The sequence below is a fragment of the Acetobacter thailandicus genome, from assembly GCF_011516655.1.
Classification (GTDB): domain Bacteria; phylum Pseudomonadota; class Alphaproteobacteria; order Acetobacterales; family Acetobacteraceae; genus Acetobacter; species Acetobacter thailandicus.
Genome location: NZ_WOSV01000002.1, coordinates 174,149 through 190,726 on the forward strand (window position 1 = coordinate 174,149; position 16,578 = coordinate 190,726).

At 49.6% G+C, this 16,578-nt stretch carries 16 protein-coding genes, 2 tRNA genes, 1 pseudogene and 1 riboswitch; of the genes and pseudogenes, 7 read left to right on the forward strand and 12 right to left on the reverse strand.

Features of this window, described 5'->3' with window-relative positions:
* Positions 1–75 precede the first annotated feature (75 nt).
* The 3 genes from GOB58_RS03440 to dcm are packed head-to-tail and all read right to left on the reverse strand — an operon-like array spanning position 76 to position 2,692.
* Positions 76–1,116: a hypothetical protein gene (locus GOB58_RS03440; protein ID WP_173559359.1), complete on the reverse strand. Its 1,041-nt coding sequence runs from the start codon at positions 1,114–1,116 to the stop codon at positions 76–78.
* A gap of 54 nt (positions 1,117–1,170) precedes the next feature.
* Entirely contained in the window at positions 1,171–1,632 is a 462-nt protein-coding gene (locus GOB58_RS03445; protein ID WP_173559360.1) for a very short patch repair endonuclease, read from the reverse strand.
* Positions 1,613–2,692 carry a DNA (cytosine-5-)-methyltransferase gene (dcm, locus tag GOB58_RS03450; RefSeq protein ID WP_173559361.1) on the reverse strand — a complete coding sequence of 360 codons (1,080 nt, stop codon included), beginning with the start codon at positions 2,690–2,692 and terminating at the stop codon, positions 1,613–1,615. Before dcm ends, GOB58_RS03445 begins: the two co-directional genes overlap by 20 nt.
* Positions 2,693–2,907: 215 nt before the next feature.
* Between dcm and GOB58_RS03455 the strand changes: the two genes are divergently transcribed.
* Positions 2,908–4,293: an MFS transporter gene (locus tag GOB58_RS03455; RefSeq protein ID WP_265792320.1), complete on the forward strand. Its 1,386-nt coding sequence runs from the start codon at positions 2,908–2,910 to the stop codon at positions 4,291–4,293.
* Between the two features lie 22 nt (positions 4,294–4,315).
* On the opposite strand, the gene acuI is transcribed toward GOB58_RS03455, so the two are convergent.
* The 9 genes and pseudogenes from acuI to gpt all read right to left on the reverse strand — a co-directional run bounded on the left by acuI (position 4,316) and on the right by gpt (position 9,265).
* Positions 4,316–5,299, reverse strand: coding sequence for an acrylyl-CoA reductase (NADPH) (acuI, locus tag GOB58_RS03460; RefSeq protein ID WP_173559362.1), 984 nt, complete (start codon positions 5,297–5,299; stop codon positions 4,316–4,318).
* Between the two features lie 181 nt (positions 5,300–5,480).
* Positions 5,481–5,717 (reverse strand): annotated as a pseudogene (locus GOB58_RS03465) (transposase); the annotation flags it as partial.
* Between the two features lie 49 nt (positions 5,718–5,766).
* Complete coding sequence (locus tag GOB58_RS03470) at positions 5,767–6,318, reverse strand: hypothetical protein (RefSeq protein WP_173559363.1); 552 nt, start codon at positions 6,316–6,318, stop codon at positions 5,767–5,769.
* A complete protein-coding gene (locus GOB58_RS03475) occupies positions 6,315–7,367 on the reverse strand; it encodes a lysozyme family protein (RefSeq protein ID WP_173559364.1) in 1,053 nt (350 codons plus the stop codon). The genes GOB58_RS03470 and GOB58_RS03475 overlap by 4 nt, the downstream gene beginning before the upstream one ends.
* A gap of 510 nt (positions 7,368–7,877) precedes the next feature.
* Entirely contained in the window at positions 7,878–8,051 is a 174-nt protein-coding gene (locus GOB58_RS03480) for a hypothetical protein (protein ID WP_173559365.1), read from the reverse strand.
* A 136-nt stretch (positions 8,052–8,187) separates the two neighbouring features.
* Positions 8,188–8,264: transfer RNA gene (locus GOB58_RS03485), tRNA-Arg, on the reverse strand.
* Between the two features lie 51 nt (positions 8,265–8,315).
* Positions 8,316–8,624 (reverse strand): ETC complex I subunit, encoded by a 309-nt coding sequence (locus tag GOB58_RS03490; protein WP_173559366.1) that lies wholly within the window; start codon positions 8,622–8,624, stop codon positions 8,316–8,318.
* 21 nt (positions 8,625–8,645) lie between these two features.
* Positions 8,646–8,722: transfer RNA gene (locus tag GOB58_RS03495), tRNA-Pro, on the reverse strand.
* 57 nt (positions 8,723–8,779) lie between these two features.
* Positions 8,780–9,265 (reverse strand): xanthine phosphoribosyltransferase, encoded by a 486-nt coding sequence (gene gpt, locus GOB58_RS03500; protein ID WP_086554895.1) that lies wholly within the window; start codon positions 9,263–9,265, stop codon positions 8,780–8,782.
* Between the two features lie 129 nt (positions 9,266–9,394).
* Here gpt and upp point away from each other — a divergent pair, with 129 nt between their 5' ends.
* The 6 genes from upp (at position 9,395) to GOB58_RS03530 (ending at position 16,558) form a co-directional block, all read left to right on the forward strand.
* Positions 9,395–10,039 (forward strand): uracil phosphoribosyltransferase, encoded by a 645-nt coding sequence (gene upp, locus GOB58_RS03505; RefSeq protein ID WP_086554894.1) that lies wholly within the window; start codon positions 9,395–9,397, stop codon positions 10,037–10,039.
* A gap of 86 nt (positions 10,040–10,125) precedes the next feature.
* Entirely contained in the window at positions 10,126–11,169 is a 1,044-nt protein-coding gene (locus GOB58_RS03510; protein WP_173559367.1) for an aspartyl protease family protein, read from the forward strand.
* Positions 11,170–11,344: 175 nt separating this feature from the next.
* A riboswitch (cobalamin riboswitch) is annotated at positions 11,345–11,542 on the forward strand.
* A gap of 84 nt (positions 11,543–11,626) precedes the next feature.
* Positions 11,627–13,858 (forward strand): TonB-dependent receptor, encoded by a 2,232-nt coding sequence (locus tag GOB58_RS03515; protein WP_173559368.1) that lies wholly within the window; start codon positions 11,627–11,629, stop codon positions 13,856–13,858.
* Between the two features lie 3 nt (positions 13,859–13,861).
* On the forward strand, positions 13,862–14,620 hold the full coding sequence (locus GOB58_RS03520) for an ABC transporter ATP-binding protein (RefSeq protein WP_173559369.1): 759 nt from the start codon (positions 13,862–13,864) through the stop codon (positions 14,618–14,620).
* Positions 14,617–15,573, forward strand: a complete 957-nt coding sequence (locus GOB58_RS03525; protein ID WP_242005213.1) for an ABC transporter substrate-binding protein — start codon at positions 14,617–14,619, stop codon at positions 15,571–15,573. The genes GOB58_RS03520 and GOB58_RS03525 overlap by 4 nt, the downstream gene beginning before the upstream one ends.
* Before the next feature lies 1 nt (position 15,574).
* The gene (locus GOB58_RS03530) at positions 15,575–16,558 is read left to right on the forward strand and encodes a FecCD family ABC transporter permease (RefSeq protein ID WP_173559370.1); all 984 of its coding nucleotides are present in this window, start codon (positions 15,575–15,577) and stop codon (positions 16,556–16,558) included.
* The last annotated feature ends 20 nt before the right edge of the window (positions 16,559–16,578 follow it).

Genomic DNA, 16,578 nt, shown 5'->3' on the forward strand with positions numbered 1-16,578 from the left:
CCCAAATTCTCTTTTAAAGAAAAGGCACTTTTTTCTGGTAGACAACACCTGTTATGTAACAAAAAAATATAAACTTTACAAACTTTCTTCCTGAATTTTTTTTCTCATATCCTGGTTATATATTTTCATAGCCTCGAATTTAATCGGGAAAGGTACGGCAAGAAAATGAATGAAGCCACGACGTTCAGAGGGAAATAATGCAAGATTATTTTCTTTTATTCTGTGCAGCGTGACCGCCTGACCGATCAGTTCAAAGCGGCGGATATTTGCTTTCAGGAAAATATAATTAGCAAGGCACTGGTCATAACCTATAAACGGGCGGTCCTGCCCCGTCTCCTTCCGATAAGCCTGAGCGACCTGCATAATCAGCCTGGCGTACTCACATGCTACAGAGCTATTACCATAACCTATTGATCCGGATGAAAAACCTCTCTGATGGCGATCAAACCCCATGCCATCAGCCTCCATCATGCGCCAGCCATACCAGTGACCTGATGAATTATCATTCCCTTCATTCAGCCGGCCTTCAGGTGCGACGTGAATCGCCGGTGAAAATGCAAGATCAACTAAAAGTGATTCAACCGGTTTGTTACATAAGATATCGACATCAAGATACAACAGCGGCTGCCGCGACTGAAAAAAAGCCCGATCGTAAAATCTGAAACGGGACAGGTAAAAATCTACCTCGCTGTGACAATCATCCAGCACTTCTATAGAAAAATCACCTGTGAGAGGGAGTTCCCGCTTCATCTGTTCAAGACGCGCAACACCGGCACTGTTTGTAAAGACAGCAATATCCCCCTGATACTGCCCGATATCGAGCAGTGAGCGTAAGGACAGCTCCAGAGTGTCAAAAACAATATCATCACCAAATGCAGCATAATAAATGAGAGGGTTAAAAAGCTGCAGTTGTATAAATTTCCACCTGTCTGCAAGAAAATTCAGAGTACGCAGCGAACCAGGATTGCTGCCGCATGCTTCGGGAGGCAAAGCCGCCTTCTCCACGACTTTACCGTCAACAGAAAAATGCTCTGAATCCAGAACCTCAACCGAGGCAAAACGGACCGGAGATGTTGCCAGCCAGCGATATTTTTCAAGAACAGACTGCACCATCATTATAACTTCATAAAATTGAGGATGATGCCTTTTACGCAATAAGGGCATGAGCTGTCATGCCTTTTTGATACCTCTGATCTCTAACGTATCCTGATCCGAGCGTATCCAGCCCCCAAGTGTTTCAGTTACCTCAGGCAGCGGCAGTTTATTACGCCCTTTCAAAGCACATTCCCACACATATGCCACCCGCCACCCCATCTCCCTCAGAACCGCCAGCACACGTGCATCATTCAGTTCATTTTTCGTAATCTTCTCACGCCAGAACGCCTCACGCGAAGCTGGCCATTTAAACAAATAACAGTCATGGTGATGCCAGAAGCACCCATTCACCATAACGACAGCCCGATACCGCGGAAAAACCAGGTCAGGCCGCCCCGGCAGAGCTTTAACATGAAGTCTGTACCGCAGCCCCGCCTGCCAGAGCGCTTTACGAATAATTAGTTCAGGCCTGGTGTCACTGGCACGAATAGCGGACATATTACGACTACGCGTTACCTTATCGTGCACATCTGCCATAATACTCTGCCTGTAATTCAGCTCTGGCCAGCCGGATAATATGAGGCTGCATTATCCGCGCAATGGCAGAAAAAACTGGTACGGCAACAGAATTACCAAATTGTCTGTATGCCTGCGTGTCAGATACAGGAATATTAAAGGTATCCGGATACCCCATCAGCCGGGCACACTCCCGCGGTGTCAGACGGCGTGGGTTTTTGCCCGGTCCCCGCTTAATAAGAATTTCTGATCCATCCTTATAATATCGGGCAGACAACGTGCGGGCCGTATCATCAGGACCGACCAGACCAAACCCAAAACCATTACCTGCGGCTTTATGTTTTGCTGCATAATTTTGCAGATACAGCCACAGACGGTCGGTCAGAATGTATTTTTTATCAACTTTAGCGTTAGCACCAGACGTATAAGGCAGTTCAGCTTTTTCCCTGCCGCTTTCATCATGCAGAATACTCTGTAAACGCACGCTCCCTTTCTCTGGCAGTTTAAGGGCATCCCATGAAAAAGGCACTTCCTCACGAAAGCCGACAATAGCAATACGTTCACGGTGCTGCGGCAAAAAATGCTTCGCATCAATTACACGATACGACACATGATACCCAAGCTCTTCACGCAGGGTTTTCATAATGACGGCAAAAGTATTACCCCGGTCGTGGCTTTCAAGATTTTTTACATTCTCAAGTAAAAATGCAGCCGGGCGCTTATCACGAATAATGCGGGCAACGTCAAAAAACAGCGTCCCCTGGGCATCACAGGCAAAGCCGTGACTACGCCCCAGCGAGTTCTTTTTCGAGACACCGGCAATAGAAAACGGCTGGCAGGGAAAACCCGCAACCAGCACGTCATGCGCAGGAATATCAGCCGTATCTATCTGAGTAATGTCACCATAAATCTGCCCGGCCTCAGGATAGTTCGCCTGATATGTCTGCCGGGCAAACTTATTCCATTCAGAGGTAAATACACATTTGCCACCAATGGCATCAAAACCACGTCGCAAACCGCCAATACCGGCGAATAAGTCAATAAAAGTAAATGAGTCATATAAAGAACTATCGTGACTCATAATACCTCTTAATCTTTTTATATTTCAAAACCTGACCGCAAGCTTATATCCGCAGCGCCCCTGTGTCACGCAAGAGATATCACCCTCGCGGGGTTACTGCGGCATATCTTTCGTAACATCAAAGTGATACTAGTCAGATCCTGAGAGCAAAGACAACATCTGCACCTCCATGCCACTCTCACATCTTTCTGTCTGTACGCTTTGAAAGACTACCTGTGACACGCACCTCACCATCTGCTGCTGATCTGCCCGTATGGCAACGCCGTACCGTTATGACCTGTGCTCTGCTGGGTCTGGTACTCGCTGGTATTGATGCCGCTATTGCCAATATTGCTCTGCCAACCATTGCAACTGACCTGAATACCGGTGTCGGCCCGGTGACCTGGATCGTCAACGGATATCAGATTACAGCTGCTATATTTTTGCTCCCGGCTGCTGCATTGGGTGAAACACGAGGCTTACGGGCTGTTTACGCATTCGGGCTTGGACTGTTTACGCTGGCTTCACTGGCCTGCGCTCTCTCCTCAACTCTGCCACTTTTGCTGCTCTCTCGCGTGGCTCAGGGGGCAGGCAGTGCCTTTATGGCCGCCCTGAGCGGGGCCATTGTGCGCAAAATAACGCCCCCGCCCCTCTTACACCGCGCATTTACGGCAGTCGCCTTATGCGTCGCCCTCTCAGCTGCTGTTGGGCCGACGCTGGCCTCAGCCATTCTTTCTGTCGCGTCATGGCCCTGGTTGTTTCTGGTTAATCTGCCCATCGGCATCGTAACCGTGTCACTCTATCTTTATGCCGCCCCCCACCATCAGAAACATGCTCAAACACCACGTTTTGACTGGACAGGTGCCCTGTTTAACGCAGGAGCTCTCGGCCTTGGTGTTCTGGCCGTTGATGCTCTGAGCGCAGGAGCACATAAGCTGGCTGAACTTGAAGCCGCCCTTTGCATAGCCAGCACCATTGCTCTTATTTATCATCAGCGCAAACAGCCTCATCCGCTCCTGCCACTCGATTTACTGCGCATTCCTTTATTTGCTCTCTCTATTGCTGCTTCAGTCTGTGCATATGCGGCTCAGATAATGGCTTATGTGTCCCTGCCCTTCTTCTTTGAAAACTTTTTTCACTATAGTCCGGTTATGACTGGTCTGCTGGTTACTCCATGGCCGCTCCTTGTCGCCTGTGCAGCGCCCGTCTCCGGCCATCTGGCCAGCCGCCACCCGGCTTCACTTCTCAGTAGTGTAGGCCTGGTTTTACTGGCCTGCGGCATTGGCAGCCTCGCAATGATGCCAGCAAACCCCGGACTGGCAGATATACTGCCACGCATGGCCATATGCGGCATTGGTTTCGGGTTTTATCAGACCCCTAACAACCTGACTGTTATGACAGCAGGCCCGGTGCATCGTAGTGGTGCCGCAAGCGGTATGATGGCTGTGGCACGCACAATGGGCTGGTCACTCGGTTCAGCACTGGTGGCTCTGATTTTCGATTTCGACAAAGCCAGCCCTGATGGTGGCACACGCACCTGTTTGTGGGTGGCTATGGGCATTGCTTTGCTGGGCGCAACAGTAAGCGTGGCACGCAGGTCAGTGCGCAAGGCATCGCACTGACATTTTGCTTGCCTGAGTTTACTCAGGCAACTTTAACCACAACCCGCCCTTTGACCTGACCATTCAGCAGCTTTTCAGCCTCAGACACAGCCTGCAATAAAGATATTTCAGTCGTTACACTCTCAAGCTTTGCAGGATCTGTCAGTGCTGCAAGATCCTGCCAGGCAGCAAGACGCTCTGATTGAGAGCAGTACACACTATCAACACCAGCCAGAATAACACCGCGCAGGATAAAGGGCGCCACCGTGGCCGGCAGGTCCATACCAGCGGCAAGACCACAAGCCGCAACAACACCAGATGACTGCATAGAAGCACAGACTGCAGCGAGCATCTTCCCGCCTGCCACGTCGATGGCACCTGCCCACCGCGCCTTTTCAAGCGGGCGAATTTGCCCTTCAAAAAACTGCCGGGGGATCACGTTACAGGCTCCGAGAGAGAGCAGTGTATCTTTTTCTTCCATACGCCCGGTCACAGCCGTCACGTTATAGCCCAGACGAGCCAGTAACATAACGGCCACGCTGCCAACCCCACCTGTTGCCCCGGTGACCAGAATATCACCACAATCGGGTGTCACACCTTGCTTTTGCAACATTCTGACACACAGCATAGCGGTGTAGCCGGCCGTACCCAGCGCCATAGCCTGACGCGTTGTAAACGCTGAAGGCAAAGGCACCAGCCACTCACCAGGCACACGAGCAAGACCAGAAAAACCGCCCCAGTGCTTTTCGCCGGCACCCCAGCCGTTGAGAATAACCTTTTGCCCCGGGCTGAACCTCAGGCAGGAGGAGTTTTCAACTGTGCCTGCAAAATCTATCCCTGGCACTATCGGAAAGCTGCGCAAAATCGGGCCGTTGCCTGTCAGAGCCAGGGCATCTTTATAATTCAGAGCTGAATACTCGATACGAACTGTCACATCACCGGGTGGCAGTTGCTCCTCACTTAACCGGCGCAACGTTATACTCTGGAGACCGTCCTCTGATTTTTCAGCTAACAACGCGTCAAACATGCCACCACCTGTATCATTTTATGAGAACAGCAAGAGTAGCTGAAGAGGAACTACGACATCAAATAACGAGCGCGCGTTCATTGCAAATGAAATAATCAGAGCAAAAAAATATAATATTCCTATAACTGGCCAGATTCTGGAATAGATTATAAAAAATGAAAATTGCGCGCCCCAGAAGGTGTTATGCACTTTGCGTGAGCACTCGGGCTGCGTTTTTCAGTATGAAACCTGCGAAGACTGTGGTGTGCATTGCGGCGAGTGTTGAAGCGCAACGCTCGTAGTCTTTCACAAGCCTTCTGCACCGCGTTGCCCACGCGAATGATCTCTCCACGATCCATCGTCAGGGCAGCAGCACAACACCCCGTTTTGTCTGAGGCCGCCTGACGATTTCGAGAGTAGTATTCTGCTCTTCAGCTGCTTTTGATCCGTACCAGACAGGGTGAGTGCATCCCTTATACACCATAATTTTATGACGTTGCAGGCGTAACCTTACGAAGCTGAAGGTAAGCGCCATAATAATATGGCAGATCAATTTCTGTGTGTGAGTGAACTATAATATTCCACTGAGCAGCAGTATCTTTTTGAATATGTGTTTTTTTACCATCAGGAGAGTCATCATCTTTCATAAAAATAAGACGATGACTACATTTTACCTTTTCATAGGTTACTTTTTCTGGAAATTTAGGTAGTCTGTCATAATCAGTAGACAGTGGCCCACTTATACCACCAGTAAACACTTTTTTAAAACGCCCTGTGCTGTGAGTAACGCTTTCTACTTCACATCCAAAATCTGTCAGAAGTATTTGTCGGGGAGTAATAGTTATATGTTTCTGGGGATAAGATTGTTTTGGATCAAAGTAAGTTCTGTCAATACTTTTTGACTGATAAACATGGGTTACAACCCATTCCCCCAGCATCCATTCCGGCAGAGTTTTTGTTGTAGCAGGTGCTGCTGTGACTGACTGAACTGCCAGCAGGCTGCATGTCAAAGCGAGTGCAGCACGCATGTAAACGCTCATCCTCTGTTCCTTAATAAACCGGGCATCACGTCGAGCATCAGCTGAATGTTCCATGATTTACCGAGATTTTTGATCTGATATTGCGCGTCGGTCAGCATTTTTGTTTCTCTGTCTCTGCGAAAAGCTATACCTCTGCCGCCCGCTATTAAGGTCAGCCAGCTCGATACAGCAGAAACAAAATCGAGATGGTTAATATCGTTATTGCAGCCATAAGTACCATAGCGTGAGGTGTTCCAGGCAAGGCTTAACAGCGCATCAAACTCATGCTGAAACAGTCTGCTCTGAAGTGAAACAGGTAAATGTTTCACAACCAGTGCTTCATATTTCGGAACAACTTTATAAAAAACAGCAATCTGCTCGAAAGAATTTAATATAACTTTATCTTTATGCTGAGCAACGAAATTTTTGGCATCAAAACTAAATTTACCACCTGCCGGAGCGATAATATCAGCCATCATATCAGCAACGCCGGCACTGGTTAGATCATCTTTGATATTTGCAGGTAACCTGTTGCCCATATCGTAGCCCGGGCCAATCGTAACACCACTGGCTCTATTGCCCGGCCAGTACAGTTTTGAACCATCCCCTTCTTCACCCAGAACAAAATTACGCCCTTTCAGTGAAACTCTCAGGTCAGATCGGGCAATACCTCCCAGAACATCTGCTGTGTCAGCCACCAGAAAGCCGATCCGCATCAGAACAGAAAGGGCTTTTATAAGGTCATCAGCCGTCGCTTTGGCAGCCGGTGGTGCCGCACTGGTATAAACTGCGGGGTATCCCTTAAAAAAATCTGGCCAGAGCTGTGCCTGGTTTTTCCAGACATCTGCGACATAGGTGTGGAGTTTTTCATCAGCCCCATACCCAACGACAGCGCCGGCAAGAAAACTCATACGGTTCGTATCTGGTATACTACCAGCCTTACGCTTAACCGGTGGCACATTGGTAACGGATGTGAGCTTCAACACACCCTTTTCCAGAAGAGTTTCTTCAACAGGAACAGAGGCAGGTGTTGGCTTTCTGGCTGCTGGTGAAGCAGGGTTTTTTGGCATGTTTCACACTTCAGATAAAAAATTCACCGATCGGGGCTTATATCACATTAATTATATTTAACGATATTTTTTATTTTTCCTGGTCGGTATCAGAGGCAAGACCCTTACCCAGCTCAATATATTAACAAGGCCTGAATCTACCTGTTTAGTCCCGGGGTTTGATGGGTTGCATTGATAACGAAACACTCTGTTTCTGAAGTCCAATATAAGAACCATCTCGACCATCAGCGGGCAATGATTACCCGCCGAGCCGACCTCCGCAACCTTAAACACCACCGCATCATGGCTGCGGGCAAAACCCTCTCCGTTTCCAAACGCAACCTGCAAACAGAGATACGATTGGCCGCGGCGAAAGCGCGGCTGATGACCCGACCAATATCATCGGGCTGTTGAAAACGAACAGACGGAAACTACCGTCAGGCTGGTCTTCCAGAAATGGTGGGACACGATGCCAGAGACTGAACGGAACCGACTATGGATTGCGGACATGTTTTCAATGAGGTGGCGTTTTTATACAGATGCCAGTCGTAGGGCGGCTTTGATTTCCGGTAATTCTTCAAAGGGATCAGGCAGTGATACTCCGGCCATCCACATGCGGAGCCCCACGCGCCAGCGGGAAAAGGCTGGATCCGTCATCTGGCGCTCAGAAAGCAAAAACAACTCACTCACAGGCCTGCCCTTCATCGGTAAACCTGTGAATCACAACAGCCCGCTCAGTTCAATGGATTAACAGACCCTGAGCCTGGTCGCTTAATGTTGCACGACGCAGGCAGGCGATGGATTATCTGCCAGCAAGTACCTGTTAACTGCTTGAAAAAATTGGCGCGCCCTAGTGGATTCGAACCACTGACCCACAGCTTAGAAGGCTGTTGCTCTATCCAGCTGAGCTAAGGGCGCCCGGCAGGGCAGCTATACTACCCTGAAATAACAGACCATTATTCTAGTAAATTAATGGGTCCAGTTTTCAACACGATTATATGCAAAATTATCTGCATAAATTTTAGGAGAACGAATTCTCTGTGCTGTTTTTTCTATCTCTGCATGAATACCATGACGTTCAGCGTAAGCAACAGCCTCTTCACAGGAAACGAAATAAAGCCTGATCTGAGAGATGGTGTCATCTGTGCTGCCATTCCACCCCATAAGCCTGCTACGCAGCCTAGGAGCACTCTGCCCGTATTCAAGGATCCATTCCTTCGTGCCAGCCAGTCCTGACTGACCTGCGGGTTTGGCCTGCTTATAAATCCGTGCTGGCATAATCATGCCTCCAGAGAGATATGGTCGGGGCGCCCGGACTCGAACCGGGGGCCTCTTGTACCCAAAACAAGCGCGCTACCAGGCTGCGCCACGCCCCGAACTGAGGCGGAACTTAGGGGGGTTTTTCGCAGCTGGCAACCCCAAAAATGAAAAAATTAAATCTTTTTTTCTAAAGAGCGTTCTGCAAGTGGCGCAACAAACAGCGGGGCCGTATCCCAGGGGAAAAGAACCCAGGTCTCCTGCGGTACTTCTGCAATGAAATGATCTGTCAGAGCCCGGCCATCCGGCTTAGCATAAAGGCAGGCAAAAACTGCTTTTGGCAGGCGCTCTCTCACCACACGAGCTGTCACCCCCGAATCAACCAGATCATCAATTATCAGAAAACCTTCCCCGTCACCGGCTACACTGGCTTCTTTAATGATCTGAGGTTCACCACGGTTCTCTTCATCGTAGGTTACCACAGAAATCGTATCAACCAGACGGCACCCAAGCTCACGGGCAACGATAGAAGCCGGTATCAGTCCCCCGCGTGTCACAGCAATAATCCCCTTAAAGGGCATTGAGGGCACCAGAGCTTCAGCCAGCAAACGCGCATCTCTGTGCAGCTGGTCCCATGTTACTGTGACATACTGAATGGCCATATGATGGGTAATCCTTATATTTCATGACGTACGATACTAAGACTATACTGTAATACAGATTATTATGTAAAAATCACATCATCATATTCTGTTTGTTCCTGCCGTTAAAAGCAAAGTAATACCATCATCATGACAGCATATAACCCGGCGCACCTGACCGTGCTTGATCATCCTCTTATCCAGCACAAGCTGACACTTTTACGCAGAGCCGATACCTCCACTGCCAGTTTCCGTACCCTCGTACGGGAATTAAGTCTGCTCATGTGCTATGAAGCCACACGCCACCTCCCTCTTGAAACGGTTGAAATAACAACCCCTCTTGAAACCATGCTCAGCAAGCAGCTGGCCGGCCCGGCTCTGTGCTTTATTTCCATCTTACGTGCAGGCAACGGATTGCTTGATGGCATGCTTGACCTGGCACCATTTGCAGCCGTTGGTCATATTGGCCTGTACAGAGACCCCGAAACATTAGAGGCCGTTGAGTATTATCTGAAACTACCGGCCCGTATCTCCGACCGTCTGTGCATTGTTGTTGACCCGATGCTGGCCACAGGGCACAGCGCAGCAGTTGCCCTGACACGACTCAAAGAAGAAGGGGCAAAAAATATTCTTTTTGCCTGCCTGTTATCTACCCCTCATGGTATCGAACACCTTAAGAAAACACACCCCGATGTATCAGTTATAACCTGCGCAACAGACCCTGGACTTGACGATCATGGCTATATTCGACCTGGACTGGGAGATGCTGGAAATCGCCTGTTTAAAACACGATGAATAAGAATTATTCTATAAATTTACTTTGACTTCCAACTATAAGAAATATTAAGCTTTATCCATCATATCTGTTTTTATGCGGTGAAATGATGGATAACTTTCAAAAGCCGGAAACCACGTTAACTCGTAAATCTTTTTGTTATCCATCAGCTGCAAAAGCGATCATCTCCGGGTATAAACGCCACTTTATCCCTCTCTCCCTGCTGGCTCTGAGCGCGTGCCATACCGGCGATCAGTGCAAGGTTTCCAGCTTCGTAGACCTGATCGTCATCAACGATGAGGAATCTCCTGTTATCGAGGCCGAAATCAACGGCCATAAAATAGCACTTATTGTCGATACAGGTGCACAGGGCAGCATTTTATGGCCAGGAGAGGCTAAAAAACTCGGTCTTGCCGCTAACTCAGAGCGACTCTATTTGCGCGGCTCAGGAGGCTACACATCAGCAGGAACTGCGGTCGCCGATACAATTCACCTGGGGAGTGCAGCAGCGACTAATGTATCTTTTATGACTACAGGAAAGACATCAGCTACAAGAGTTATTAATGGCAGGCCTGTTGTCGGGCTCTTTGGTAATGACTTTTTATCAAATTATGATGTTGTCTTTAACCTGCCACAGCATCGCATGAATTTATATACTTTCAGCGGATGCAAAGAGGACTACTTACTAAGCTGGTCTGGCTGGTCTGGCGAGTTTTTTAAGGTCAGAATTAACCACCCAAGAAATGATCAGAGAAAAACTGCCGTTCCTGTTAAGATCAACGGCCATGAATTTGATGCTGTTCTCGACAGCGGCGCTGCCACAACTTTGATCTCACGTGACGATGCTCTGAAAGCAGGCATAAGCAAAAACGATCTTACCAATGACCAGACCATAGATGTCTATGGCATAGATCAAACTAAACGCACAGGCTACCTGCATCGTGTTAACAGCCTGGAAGTAGGACCTTTTATTTTCAACAACCCTGAAATTCTGATTCAAAAAACGCCGACATCACTCCTGGGAGCAAATTTTTTACGCACTCACAGAGTGTGGATACCGCGAGCTCCTGATTATATTTACATTCAGCCTGCAGAACCGCTGTCTCTCCAGAATATTAACCCTGCAACACAACAGGAACATACCCCCTGAAACCGGCCATAGTTTAAGCGGCATAAAACTATCATCCCCGGCATAATCACGGCCCCCGTCTGCCTGGGGTATTCTTATGATTGCGTATTTTTTCCCAATATGTAATATTATAACATAACATTCGTGGGGATGTTATAAATTATAATGGCGTGAGTATATATTCTTTGTTAAGAAATGCCCTGCGCAAACCGGTGGTTCCCGCAAGGGATGAAAAGGGAACGCAGTGTGATGCTGCGGCTGTCCCCGCAACTGTAAGCGGTAAAGCAGACATGCAGGGACGCACTGTCCGGTCACTGGAGTTTACTCTCCGGGAAGGCTCGCTGTCTGCTCATGACCCGCAAGCCAGGAGACCTGCCACCACACACAGTCACAGACGAAGCGAATGGTCGGGGATATGCCAGACGCAGCTAACCATGCTCACCGTAGTGACGCGTACGAACCAAGGCCTGTACTCTTTATGAGGCACTTTTCTTTGTCTAAAGCGCTGCCACTTGCGGCAGCTGCTGTTTTCTACCCGTCTTTTTCTTTCGCTGCCCCTCAGGAAGACAAAAACCACCAGCAGAACAAGGCTGAGCATATTACCGTACACAGCCGGTCACAGCCGCTTAAAGAAACACCTGCAATTGGCGGTAAACTCGGCCTGTCCATACAGCACTCTCCTGCTACGATTGATGTCATTGACCGCTCAGTCATGAACCAGCGCGGCTACGCCCATGCGGAAGAAGCTGCAGACAGTGCGCCTGGCGTATCATCCGGTGGCTCGCCAGGCAGCCCGGCACAGTTTGTTATGCGTGGCTTTTCGGGCAATCAGATTCTTATGCTGCGTGACGGCATTTATTACGGCCCGACCACAATGGTGAACCGGCCACTCAACACCTTTAACCTGCAAAGTGTTCAGGTGCTTCAGGGGCCGTCATCGGTACTTTACGGCCAGGGTGCTGTAGGTGGCACAGTCGATATGCGCACACGCGACCCGGCTTTTGACCATGCTCATGCCAATGCTCTGGTATCATACGGCAGCTTTAACACCTGGAATGCAGGCATAGGCGGCTCTGTGCCGGTTACAGATACACTGGCTATTCGTACAGATTTCAGTCGCACATCATCAAATGGTTATGTCAAAGGCGCTGATCCGCACAGTAACGATTTTACAACCACACTGATCTGGAAACCAACCCGCAAATTCTCGGCCCGTTTCAGCATTGATTATCTGACGGACAGACTTTCAACCTATTACGGCACCCCTCTGGTCCCTTTATCAGAAACCGGAGGACGCGCTGGCGGGCTTTTACACTCATCACAGGGACTGGGCATCACCCGCTCTTCCATGTGGCATAATTATAATGTCAAAAATCCACAGGCCAGTTCAACTAACGTAACCCCTACCCTGCACCTGCAATGGCAGCCGACAAAGCATATCACATTTCATAACAAGAGTTATTTTGTGTATGCCAAGCGCCGCTGGAACAATGCTGAAACTTACAGCTATATCTCATCACCAGGAGCGACTGACGCAGCAGGCAATGCGATTGCCCCCGGGCGGGTCGGGCGCGACCGGTTTTATGTTTATATGAACCAGCATCAGGTGGGAGACACGCTCGACGGCACCTTAGACTTCTCACTGTTCGGGCTTAAGAACCGCCTGGTTGTGGGGGGAGATGCCTATTATATCCGCCTCATCCGTGACAGGGGCTTTCCTGATGCAACCTATGCAGACAGCGTTGCACTCGACAGCTCAAATACCGGCCCGACTGCCGGCTTTGCCGGAGAATACCCCTCACGCAAATCCCCCACCACGATGATTGATGCCGCCGTATTTATGGAAGATGTCATCACCGTTACCAGTAAACTACGTCTGGTGGGTGGCTATCGCTATGACTGGCTGCATCTTGACCGCCAGAACTATAATCAGAACGGGTCATTTAACGCAGCAAGCAGCTTTAAAAAGCTTTATAATCCATCAAATTTTCGTATTGGCCCGGTTTATGACCTGACAAAAAATATCAGCATTTACGGTGTGTTCACCACAGCTGATGACCCGCCAGGCAGCAATATCTTTCTGGTTAATAAGGGGCAGTTTAACCGCCTGAGTCATACGCGCCAGGGTGAGATCGGTGCCAAAGGCAGTTTCTGGCACGGACGCTTTACATCTGCCATCGCGTTTTATGATATTCGCCGCACGCATATTCTGGTCGCTAACGGGCAGGATTCTGTCACGACAGCAGGCGGGCAGAAGTCACGCGGCCTCGAATGGCAGGGTAACCTGGTGCTTAACCCGCACTGGAACATCTCAGGTAACGTCGCCTACACCTGGTCACGCTACGGTTCTTCCTTCTACCCTTCAGCCGGAGTCAACGCATCAGGCAATGCCGTGCCAAACGTGCCTGCTGTCACAGCCAATTTGTGGGCTGTATGGTCGCGTGTTGAAAACCTGCCACTCGATCTGGGAGCAGGCATGCGTTACATTTCCTCGCGTAAAGGCGACTATGCCAACACACTGACCCTCAAAGACTATGCCCTGGTGAACGTTTTTGCAGCATGGCATGCGTATAAGGGTGTAACTGTATATGGAAGAATTGATAACGTGGGGAACAAGCACTTCATTCAGTGGGCTTCAACTGACTACCCCTCTGAAGTGATCCTCGGTGCCCCCCGCTCATTTTCTATCAGTGTGCAGGCTGGTTTCTGACCTATGCAAGTTCCTGCTCTTCAGGCTGATGCTGCTACACATTTTGTGCTGCCAGAAAAAATCAGCCTGATCGTAGCCAGACATGAACATATTGCTATTGTCGGCCCTAACGGGGCCGGCAAAAGCACCCTTCTGCGCCTGCTGGCAGGTCTTCTCACTCCCGAAACGGGGCAGATATGGCTTGAAGGCCGGGCACTCTGCACCTTATCACGCACAGACATAGCGCAGCATATTGCCTGGCTTTCACAAACAGACAGACCCGCCCCCGAAATTATAACCCGTGATTATATCGCACTTGGGCGCCTGCCTTTTCGTCGTACCTCACAGGCAAAGCAAGACCACGCAGCCATCAATACAGCCATTGAACATTGTGAGGTTGCTTCATTACTCGACACGCCTTTTGGAAAACTTTCCGGCGGAGAGCAGCAGCGTGTCATGCTGGCACGCTGCCTGGCGCAGACACCCCAAATTTTATTACTGGATGAACCGACCAATCATCTCGACCTTGCGGCACGAAGCCGCTTTCTGAAACTCCTGGCTCAGCTACCCTGCACAGTGATTGCTGTTTTACACGACCTTGCTCTGGTGCCTCAGTTTGCTCAGCGCATAATTCTGCTTGATAAAGGGCAGATCATACTCGATGGCACTACAGAGGATGTTTTATTTTCGCCTCAGCTTCAGGCAGTTTTTCAGCTGAGCGTAGAAAAGGTGAGCCTGAAAAATGGCCAGAGCACTTTTGTTTTTACGGCGCTGCCTTCATGATGCGCTCATTTCTGCTCAGCCTCATAACAGTCAGCCTTTTTGCAACGACAACGCAGGCTACAACCTACCCCATAACGGTACAAAGCTGCGGGCAGCCAGTGACCATCACCCACCGGCCTGAGCATGCGGTCATTCATGATATTAATATGGCTGACATGGCCTTTGCCCTGCACCTGCAACCCTATATTTCAGGGTTTAGCGGTCTCTCCGGCTGGAACAAGCTCACCCCGGCATTTAAAAAACAGCAAGAAAACATTCCGGAAATTGCACCACGCTACCCGACTATGGAACAGCTGCTGGCAGCCAAAACAGACCTGTTCTTTGCCGGATGGAATTACGGTATGCATCCGGGAGGCGACGTAACCCCTGAAACACTGGCCGCGCAGGGTATTCCCACCCTTGTGCTCTCTGAAAGCTGCTTCAGAAACGGACAGAAACCTGCCCCGGCAACGCTTGACCTTTTATACCAGGATGAACTGCGACTGGGGCAGGTTTTCGACCGTGAAACCGAAGCACAGGCACTCATTACGGGCTGGAAAAAACGGGTTGCAGCGGTACAGCACCGCCTGAAAAACACCACTCCATTACGGGTCTTTTTATATGACAGTGGGCTAAGCACACCTTTTACCGCCGGCGGGTATGCTCTGGCCTCCACCCTGATCAGTATGGGAGGCGGAGAAAATATTTTTAAAGATCTGCCAGCCAGCTGGGGTAATGCCTCGTGGGAAGCCGCAGCACTCCAGGACCCTGAAGCCATTCTGATTATCGATTACGGCCAGAACCGGCAAAATATTTTTAATTTTTTGCAGCACCACAACCTGATGTCAGAAACACAGGCCATTAAAAACCGTAAAATTCTGTTTGTACGCTATGATGAAATGACCCCCTCACCTTACAATATTGATGCAATCGAAAAAATTGCTTCTTTTTTACATCCTGATGTAAAACTCTGACATGACCTTACGTTTTTCGCTCGCTGCTGTTTTTATGTTTTACCTTCTTGCAGCAGGTGAAATGATTTTGGGCAATGTCACACTCTCATGGCACTCCCTGGCCCAGGGATTACTGGAAGGGCCATTCAGCCATCAGATCACAGCCCGTATTTTATGGCTTTTTCGTCTGCCCCGTTTGCTTCTGGCTTTTCTGACCGGCGCTACCCTTGCCGCAGCTGGCGCACTACTGCAAACGGCCACCCGCAACCCACTGGCCGACCCTTTTTTGTTTGGCCTTTCAGCCGGTGCCTCAGCCGGTGCCGTTACTGTCATCATCTTTATGGGTAATATTGCCGGAATATGGACAACAACAATGGGGGCAGCAGCAGGCGCACTCTGTGCCACAACCCTGCTTCTGGCACTGATAACCCGTTCTGCTCACAGCCTGCCTCCGCAAAGGATCATACTGACAGGGCTTGCTGTCTCATTTCTTTTTACATCTGTGACAAATTTTTTGATTTTTCAGGGCGACAGAAATACCGCTCAGTCAGTTCTGTTCTGGACATTAGGAAGCTTCTCCGCCGCATCATGGTCTTCACTGCCCGTTGCGGCACTGGCTCTGCTCCTGATCTGCACCTATGGAGCCCGCTTCCGTAAAGAGCTTGATGCTCTGCTGGCTGGAGAAGACACAGCAACATCACTGGGCGTAAATGTACGCACTCTGCGACTGAGCACTCTGCTGTTATGTGCACTTAGCTGCGCCATGACGGTGGCTTTATGCGGGCCTGTTGGCTTTCTGGGCCTGGTTGTACCGCACCTGGCACGCTTCATGACGGGTAATACGCTGAAGCATATGTTTTTTCCTGCCGCTATACTGGGTGGCCTCACCGCTATGCTTGCTGACCTGCTGAGCCACAGCCTATTTGCGGCTCAGGAGATACCAACCGGCATCCTTATCTCAGGTGCCGGGGCTTGTTTCTTTTTGCTCTATTTACGTAAAATATAAAAAACCTGCATCCCTGCACG

Bases quoted from the DNA above. Each gene is read 5' to 3' on its own strand.
- GOB58_RS03440 (WP_173559359.1), bottom strand. From the start codon at position 1,116: ATGATGGTGCAGTCTGTTCTTGAAAAATATCGCTGGCTGGCAACATCT.
- GOB58_RS03445 (WP_173559360.1), bottom strand. From the start codon at position 1,632: ATGGCAGATGTGCACGATAAGGTAACGCGTAGTCGTAATATGTCCGCT.
- dcm (WP_173559361.1), bottom strand. From the start codon at position 2,692: ATGAGTCACGATAGTTCTTTATATGACTCATTTACTTTTATTGACTTA.
- acuI (WP_173559362.1), bottom strand. From the start codon at position 5,299: ATGTTTGACGCGTTGTTAGCTGAAAAATCAGAGGACGGTCTCCAGAGT.
- GOB58_RS03470 (WP_173559363.1), bottom strand. From the start codon at position 6,318: ATGAGCGTTTACATGCGTGCTGCACTCGCTTTGACATGCAGCCTGCTG.
- GOB58_RS03475 (WP_173559364.1), bottom strand. From the start codon at position 7,367: ATGCCAAAAAACCCTGCTTCACCAGCAGCCAGAAAGCCAACACCTGCC.
- GOB58_RS03480 (WP_173559365.1), bottom strand. From the start codon at position 8,051: ATGAAGGGCAGGCCTGTGAGTGAGTTGTTTTTGCTTTCTGAGCGCCAG.
- GOB58_RS03490 (WP_173559366.1), bottom strand. From the start codon at position 8,624: ATGCCAGCACGGATTTATAAGCAGGCCAAACCCGCAGGTCAGTCAGGA.
- gpt (WP_086554895.1), bottom strand. From the start codon at position 9,265: ATGGCCATTCAGTATGTCACAGTAACATGGGACCAGCTGCACAGAGAT.
- upp (WP_086554894.1), top strand. From the start codon at position 9,395: ATGACAGCATATAACCCGGCGCACCTGACCGTGCTTGATCATCCTCTT.
- GOB58_RS03510 (WP_173559367.1), top strand. From the start codon at position 10,126: ATGATGGATAACTTTCAAAAGCCGGAAACCACGTTAACTCGTAAATCT.
- GOB58_RS03515 (WP_173559368.1), top strand. From the start codon at position 11,627: ATGAGGCACTTTTCTTTGTCTAAAGCGCTGCCACTTGCGGCAGCTGCT.
- GOB58_RS03520 (WP_173559369.1), top strand. From the start codon at position 13,862: ATGCAAGTTCCTGCTCTTCAGGCTGATGCTGCTACACATTTTGTGCTG.
- GOB58_RS03525 (WP_242005213.1), top strand. From the start codon at position 14,617: ATGATGCGCTCATTTCTGCTCAGCCTCATAACAGTCAGCCTTTTTGCA.
- GOB58_RS03530 (WP_173559370.1), top strand. From the start codon at position 15,575: ATGACCTTACGTTTTTCGCTCGCTGCTGTTTTTATGTTTTACCTTCTT.